Genomic DNA, 6,842 nt, shown 5'->3' with positions numbered 1-6,842 from the left:
GCGGTCACGAGGCGCTCTAATGGTAGAAGCGCTGGGCCAGCGCATCGGCCGGCGAGCGCCAGGTGGCGGGGTCGTAGGCCGCGATGTGGGGCTTGTGGTCCCGCGTCACGTGAGTCCATTGGGTGGCCGCTTGCGGCAGCGGTAGCTACAGCCGCCGGTGTTGGCATCCTGCCGCTACTGTGCGTCTTGGCCCTCGTGGGGCGTACCTGGAGAGCGCTGGGCCGGGGTAGGAGGGCTGGTTCGATGCCGGCGGCGGTCGGGCCGGCCGGACCGGTCTCGGCGGCTGGGACGCCGTACGTCAGCACCCGATGCGTGCGCGTCAGCGTACGACGTGCATCACTGAGCGCCCCTGCCATGAGTGCGCTTGGGGCAGGGGCGCTCGGGCGCCGTCATTCCTGGCTGAGTAGCTTCGAGAGCGTTCGCCGGTCTTCGGCGGTCATACGCTCGCGGGCCATTCTGTTGAGGGCCTGTGGGCTGTGCCACGGTAGGCGGTTCTCCCAGGAGTCGTCTGCGGCTTGAGTGATTACGCCGTTATCAGGCGCCTCCGCTTCGACGGCTCCCGGCCGGGGGTGGCTGCTGGCCGCTCCTGAACCGATAACGGCGTTATCGGCAGCCGGGGGACCGGCAGGAGCGATAACGGCGTTATCAGCAGATGGCTTGGCCGTGGGGGACTGGCGGCGCCGCTTCTTCTCTTCAGCCTGCTGTGCTCGCGTATCGGCGAGCTGGCGCTGCTCCTGGGGCGAGTGCTTCCCCAGGCCCCGTACATGCTCGACCTTCCGGCGCCCCGCTTCCAGGTCGGCCTGAAGATCGGGAGCCAGGTCAAGCAGGGACAGGCGCTGCGAGATGTAGGGCTGAGTCACACCCAGCCGACGCGCTGCCTTGTGCTGCGAACCGTAGAACGCAACCAGCGTCTTCAGCGCCGCAGCTTCCTCAAGGTCGGAGAGGTTCTCACGCTGCGCGTTGGCGACGAACGCGGCCTCCAGCAGTGCCTCGTCGGTGGTGACCCGGGCATCATCGACGCTCACCTTTATTGTCGCCAGACCAGCGGCCTGTGCGCCCGCCAGCCGCCGGTGCCCGTCCACGACGACGTAACTCGCCCCGGGCTCGAGCTCGGATGCCCGCTCCGGCCGATCCCTCAGATACGCCCCTACGGAAGCGACGGTGATCGCTTGGACCTGGCCGATCTCGGCGAGGCTGGCTGCCATGCCGGACACGTCGCCGAGGGTCTCGCGCGGGTTGTCGGGGTTGGCGCTGATCTCGCTCAGGGGCAGCTCGCTCGGGTCGCCGGTTCCGAACGCCTGATCGGTCAGCTGCCGTCGAACGCTGCGAGCCTTGCCGGCCCTGGCGAATGAGGACGAGGCACCGAGCTGTTCTTCCTTGCTCATGAGATCTGCCTCGCGATCTGCCGCATGCCCTCGGACTGGTCGCAGTAGGGGGAGTGCTCAAGGAGAGGCATGTGCTTGCGGACGGCTTCGCGTTGTTCCTTGAGGTCATTGATGACCGCGAGCACTCGCTGGTCCTCCAGGTTCCGCCATTCTCGGAGGGAGGACGTGGCGACCACACCGCGTCGGGAGTCGTAGAGGTTCACCACGAGGCCCAAGTACTCGATCTCCAGGTTGAGGTCCTCCCTGAGCGACTCGATCTGGTCCGCGAGCATGGCGTAGGCGGTGGCTGAGGAGTCCTCCGCGAGCACAGGGATGACCATGCCGGACACGCCTACGGCCTCTCCCGGGCGGCGCCGTCCGTAGTAGATGGCCGCGTCGGTCGCCATACCGAGGCTCGGGGGGCAGTCGATCACGATCGCGTCGTAATCCTTCTCCACCGGCTGCAGGGCTCGCTCCAGCGCCGCTTCCTTGTTCCGCATACGCGCCACCGCGATCTTGGCGTCGAGGAGGAAGCCGTCCGGGCAGGCCGGCAGTACATGCAGGCGCTTCTCGAATCGGGGGGAGTTGATCGTGACGATCAGGTCTGTGAGGGCGCCCTTGGCTTCGCCGCACATGTGCAGGACCAAGCTGTCCGTTCCCGGGGTGAGTTGCTCCACGCCGAGTTGGTCGCTCAGGTGCCCTTGCGGGTCGTAGTCGATGAGCAGGACCCGCATGCCGTCCTCGGCAAGCGCCTGGGCGACGCCGGCCGCGATCGCTGTCTTACCCACACCGCCCTTCTGGTTTATGACCACCTTGCGCTGGACCACGCCTGTGACCGGGCGGTGCCTGGGGGAGGGGTGAGTGCTCATCCACATCTGCACGGACTGCGCGAGACCCTGGACGAACGGCAGGCCTCCTCGCTTCGTGCAGGTGGCCTTGAGTTCCTCCCACTGGCCTGGGGGGAGCCAGGTCGAGAACGAGGACGAACCTGATGTGTCCACAGGAGGACAGTCCTCGGGGACGGCTGAGCGCCAGGCAGTGATGCCTGCCGACACCGCGTCCTGGATGTCGATGCCGAGCTCTGCGGCACGAACCTTGAGGTCCTGGCGCAGCCAGGACGGCAGCTTGGAGACGACCTTCTCTCTGTCTCCAGCAGTGCTTGGAGTAACCATGAGGTCAGCTTACTAACTTCACTCGCCGATGCGACACTCCGCCACTGCGTGTCGACGCTCTCCTCACTGATAACGGCGTAATCAACCTGGTGGCTCCTCGTCGGGAATCCCCGCGGCTGCACACGTACTGGCCGACCATCACACGTCGAGCTCTCACGGGCGACAGCAGGATGTCGCGCATCGATGCCAACGCCGCAGCTGTCACGGCGAACCGCAGACGAAGCGCTGTCGGCGATAACGCCGTTATCAGCTACAGCGCTTCAGTGCGGTGGGGGAGCGGTGCTGCGTACGAGGCGGTGAACCCGGACGAGGTGGTTGCCATCGGCGCCTCATGACAGCCAGCTGTCCGTTCAGATCCAGGGTCCCGGTCGGGCTGCACGAGCACCGATGGCGGGAGATCCGACGGGGTGGCACCGCGCGACCCGAACGCCGTGATCCGGCTTCCGAACCCCCGCGTCCCGTTCACCCACACAAGTACGGCTTAACCAACGACCTTTACCTTGCCCTGCGCGCACTCGACGAGTACCGAGCAACGAGTAGGAAGCAGGAACGGGAATGAGCACCATCGACACCGACACGGAGCTGTGGGTCCGCCGCTTCCATCCGGCGCCCGAGCAGCCGTACCGCCTTGTCTGCCTCCCGCACGCGGGGGGCACGGCCTCCGCCTTCTTCTCCTTTTCGCAGGCGCTGGCCGCCCATGCCGACGTCCTGGCCATCCAGTACCCGGGCCGCCAGGACCGCCGCCACGAGCCTCCGATCACTGTCACCGAGCATCTCGTCGACGGCATCCACGAGGCGCTGCGGCCCTGGGCCGACCGCCCGTTGGTGCTCTTCGGGCACAGCATGGGCGCCGTACTGGGCTTCGAACTCGCCCGCCGCATGGAGGCGGAGAGCGCACCGCCGCTCGGCCTGATCGTCTCCGGCCGCCGCGCCCCGCACATGCCGCGCCCCGACAGCGTGCACACCAAGGGCGACGACGCCCTCATCGCGGAGATCCGCCAACTGGCCGGTACCGACCCGGGTGTGCTCGCCGACGAGGAGATCGTCCGCATGGTGCTGCCCGCCATCCGCGCCGACTTCAAGGCCATTGAGACGTACCGCTACCAGCCCGCCCCCGGCCGGGACAGGGCGCTGAGCTGCCCGCTCAGCGTGCTCACCGGGGAGTCCGACCCCCGGGTGAGCCTGTACGAGGCGATGGAGTGGCGCGAGCACACCTCCGGAAACTTCACGTTCCGCAGCTTCCCCGGCGGCCACTTCTACCTCACTCCGCAGCAGGACGCGGTGACCCGCGCCATCGCCGACGACCTGGCGGCTCTGGGCCAGGAGCGGCTCGACAGCGTCGTCGGCTGATCCGGCGCGCGGAGTTGTGGCCAGGCAGCTACTGGCCACTGCGGAGCGGGGGTGAGCGCCTCTGCCGTTCCCTACGCTGGGCGGACAAGTGACGCTGCGCAACGGGGGAAACGGCTGATGACGCTCTTGTCCCGGGACACCGAACTCGCCCGACTGAACGCCGCCCTCGCTGCGGCGGAGGCCGGTGCCACCGCCATCGTGCTCATCGAAGGAGCCTCTGGGTGCGGGAAGTCCGAAACGCTCAGGACCGTCGCTGACACCGCCCGCGGACGTGGGGCGACCGTGCTGTGGGCCGCTGCCACCCCCGAAGGATCCGCCACGGGCCACCGCGCGCTGGACGAGTGGGCCGAGGCGCTAAGCACACACTCCGCCCGGCCCCCCGGGGCCGCCCCCGCCTCTTCCGCGGCTACCGCCTTCACCGCGGCCGTCCGGAGACTGGACGGTCCCGCGCCCCTTGTCATCTGCCTCGATGACCTTCAGTACGCCGACGCGGTCTCCCTCGCCTGCCTCACCGGTTCGGTCCAGGCCCCGCGCGGTACCGGCCTGCTCATCGTGCTCACCGGCCCTCTCGGCGGCCCGGGCGCGGGTGCCCGCGATGCCGTCACCGAACTGCTGCGCCACCCGGGCTTCGACCGGATCCGCCTCAGCCGGCTCGACCGCGCCGCCACCGCCGCCCTCCTGCGCGACCGCCTCCGGGGCGCGGCGCTCGGCGCATCGGCCGACCGTCTGTACGCGCGCACCGGAGGCAATCCGCTGCTGCTCAGGGCCCTGCTGTCCGAGTACGACATCGCCCATCCCGAACCGGCGGGGCCGTTCGCCGACGCGGTGCGGGCCTGCCTCCAGCGCTGCGGAAGCCCTGCCCGCGACCTCGCCCTCGCCCTGGCCGTCCTCGGGATCCACGCCACCCTCGAGCGCGCCGCAGCCGTCGCCGGGGCAGCGCCCGCCGAGGCCGCCCGGGCCCTCGCCGCGCTGGACGAGACCGGACTCACCGACGGGCCCGTACTGCGGCATCCCGACATCGCCGCCGCCGCGCTGGAGACCCTCGTAGCGGCCGAGCGCACCCGCCTGTCCGGCCGTACGGCGGAGGTCCTGTACGCCGACCGGGCCGAAGCCGAGACCGTCGCCTCGTACCTGCGCGCGTACGGCAGCGCTCCCGGGGACTGGGCCGTGCGTACGCTCTGCGGGGCCGGACAGCAGGCCCTTGCCGCCGACGAGGCCGAGCGTGCCGCTGCCTGCCTGCAGCTCGCCCACGCCGGAACCGACGACGAACCGACCCGGTGGCGGATCGGCCTGCAACTCGCCGCCCTCACCTGGCGTCTCACCCCCGCCGCCGCCGAGCAGCACCTCGACGCTCCGCTCGCCGCACTGCGCGCCGGGCGCTCCGGCGCGCCCACGGGCTCACTGGCCCGTCTGCTCGTCGCCCAGGGGCGGGTGGCGGAGGCGGCGGAGGTACTGCGGCTGGTGCCCTCCGGCGCCGGGGCCCTGCGCGACCTCTTCGCGGTCCCGCCCGCCTCCGAGAGTGACGAGACCCGGCTCTGCGCCGCGCTGTGGACCCACCCGGGTGACCCCTGGGACGCATCCACCGCCGAGCGGCTGCTCGGGGGAACCCCGCTGGCACACGACACCTTCGAACCGCTGGTCCAGGCCGTACGCATCCTGCTGCACACCGGGCACCCGCGCCGGGCCGCCGCCCGGTGCGAGCGACTGCACGCCGATGCCGAACGCCGCGGGGCCCGCGGCTGGCAGGCCATGTTCGCCTCGCTGCGCGCCGAGGCACTCGTCCACCTCGGTGACCTCGCCGGTGCCGAGCGCGCGGCGGGCGCTGCCGTGGCGGCGGTCGCGGGGCGCGGCGGAACGTTCATGTACCGCCCCGTCGCGGTCCTCGTGACCGCGCTCACCGCCATGGGCCGCTACGACGATGCTGCCCGGCACCTTCCGCTGCCCCTGCCCGACCAGCTGCCCGGCACCGTGCACGCCTTGCCGTACCTGCACGCGCGGGGCCTGTACTACCTGGCCACGCACCGTGCCCAGGCCGCCTTGAGCGAGTTCCTCGACGTGGGCCGCCTGGCCGGACGGTGGGGTCTGGACCATCCCGGCGGTCTTCCCTGGCGTATCGACGCGGCCGACGCCCTGCTGCGTCTGCGCCGCCCCTGTGAGGCACGCGTGCTGACTACGGCGCAGCTCGCCGTACCGGGTATCGGCGCGCGGACCCGCGGCATGGCGCTGCGCCTGCACGCCGCGACCGAGGAGACGCGCGGCCGGCCGGCCCTCCTCACCCGGGCGGTCGCCGACCTGCGAGGCTGCGGTGACCGCCTGGAACTCGCAAAGGCCGTGGCTGACTTCGGGCGGAGCCTCCAGACGCTGGGCGAGGGGCCGCGTGCAGGCTCCGTCATCGGGCGTGCGTGGAAGCTGGCTGACGAGTGCGACGCGACACCGCTCTGCGGGGAGATCCTGCCGGGCCGGCAGCGCGGAGACTCCGGCGCCGAGGTGGATCGCCGCACCGCGGAGGCCCCCGAGCCCGACGTGGCCCTTCTAAGCCAGTCCGAGCGGCGCGTCGCGTCCCTGGCTTCCGCCGGATTCACGAACCGGGAGATAGGGGCCAAGCTGTTCGTCACGACGAGCACGGTCGAGCAGCACCTCACGCGGATCTACCGCAAGCTCAACATCTCCCGCCGGCAGGACCTGCCGATCGACTTGCAGCTCGACATTTTCGAGCATGTCGGAGTCCAGTGAGCACGCAAGACGGGCTTTAGCCGACGTTGTGACGATCGGCTTGGACCCCTGCGGTGCGACCTGGTGACGAAGTGGAGACAGGCATCATGAATCCGGACTTTGGCATGCCGAAAAACGGCCCTGACGGCGCCATTGCTGTTGTCGGTATGTCGTGTCGTTTTCCGGGTGCTGAGGGTGGGCCGGGGGAGTTTTGGGAGGGGTTGGTCGGTGGGTTCGATGCGGT

The 6,842-nt window shown here is 70.3% G+C and carries 5 protein-coding genes and 1 pseudogene; 3 read left to right on the top strand and 3 right to left on the bottom strand.

All coding sequences use genetic code 11. The features are described from left to right. Window positions 1-16: 16 nt before the first annotated feature. The 3 genes and pseudogenes from ABZ565_RS35130 to ABZ565_RS35120 all read right to left on the bottom strand — a co-directional run. A pseudogene (locus tag ABZ565_RS35130) lies at window positions 17-109 on the bottom strand (TcmI family type II polyketide cyclase); the annotation flags it as partial. Window positions 110-389: 280 nt separating this feature from the next. Then, entirely contained in the window at window positions 390-1,385 is a 996-nt protein-coding gene (locus tag ABZ565_RS35125) for a ParB/RepB/Spo0J family partition protein (protein WP_361036343.1), read from the bottom strand. Next, window positions 1,382-2,536: a ParA family protein gene (locus ABZ565_RS35120; protein ID WP_361036340.1), complete on the bottom strand. Its 1,155-nt coding sequence runs from the start codon at window positions 2,534-2,536 to the stop codon at window positions 1,382-1,384. Before ABZ565_RS35120 ends, ABZ565_RS35125 begins: the two co-directional genes overlap by 4 nt. Window positions 2,537-3,091: 555 nt before the next feature. Between ABZ565_RS35120 and ABZ565_RS35115 the strand changes: the two genes are divergently transcribed. The 3 genes from ABZ565_RS35115 to ABZ565_RS35105 form a co-directional block, all read left to right on the top strand. Then, complete coding sequence (locus ABZ565_RS35115) at window positions 3,092-3,886, top strand: alpha/beta fold hydrolase (RefSeq protein ID WP_361036337.1); 795 nt, start codon at window positions 3,092-3,094, stop codon at window positions 3,884-3,886. A gap of 117 nt (window positions 3,887-4,003) precedes the next feature. Further along, window positions 4,004-6,619, top strand: coding sequence for an AAA family ATPase (locus tag ABZ565_RS35110; protein WP_361036334.1), 2,616 nt, complete (start codon window positions 4,004-4,006; stop codon window positions 6,617-6,619). 86 nt (window positions 6,620-6,705) lie between these two features. Beyond that, window positions 6,706-6,842, top strand: a 137-nt coding sequence (locus tag ABZ565_RS35105; RefSeq protein ID WP_361036346.1) for a beta-ketoacyl synthase N-terminal-like domain-containing protein, incomplete at its 3' end; no start/stop codon positions are given.

It is taken from the genome of Streptomyces sp. NPDC016469 (genome assembly GCF_040632905.1).
Taxonomy (GTDB): Bacteria; Actinomycetota; Actinomycetes; order Streptomycetales; family Streptomycetaceae; genus Streptomyces.
This window is presented reverse-complemented; position numbering and strand designations above follow the sequence as displayed.

Bases quoted from the DNA above. Each gene is read 5' to 3' on its own strand.
- ABZ565_RS35125 (WP_361036343.1), bottom strand. From the start codon at position 1,385: ATGAGCAAGGAAGAACAGCTCGGTGCCTCGTCCTCATTCGCCAGGGCC.
- ABZ565_RS35120 (WP_361036340.1), bottom strand. From the start codon at position 2,536: ATGGTTACTCCAAGCACTGCTGGAGACAGAGAGAAGGTCGTCTCCAAG.
- ABZ565_RS35115 (WP_361036337.1), top strand. From the start codon at position 3,092: ATGAGCACCATCGACACCGACACGGAGCTGTGGGTCCGCCGCTTCCAT.
- ABZ565_RS35110 (WP_361036334.1), top strand. From the start codon at position 4,004: ATGACGCTCTTGTCCCGGGACACCGAACTCGCCCGACTGAACGCCGCC.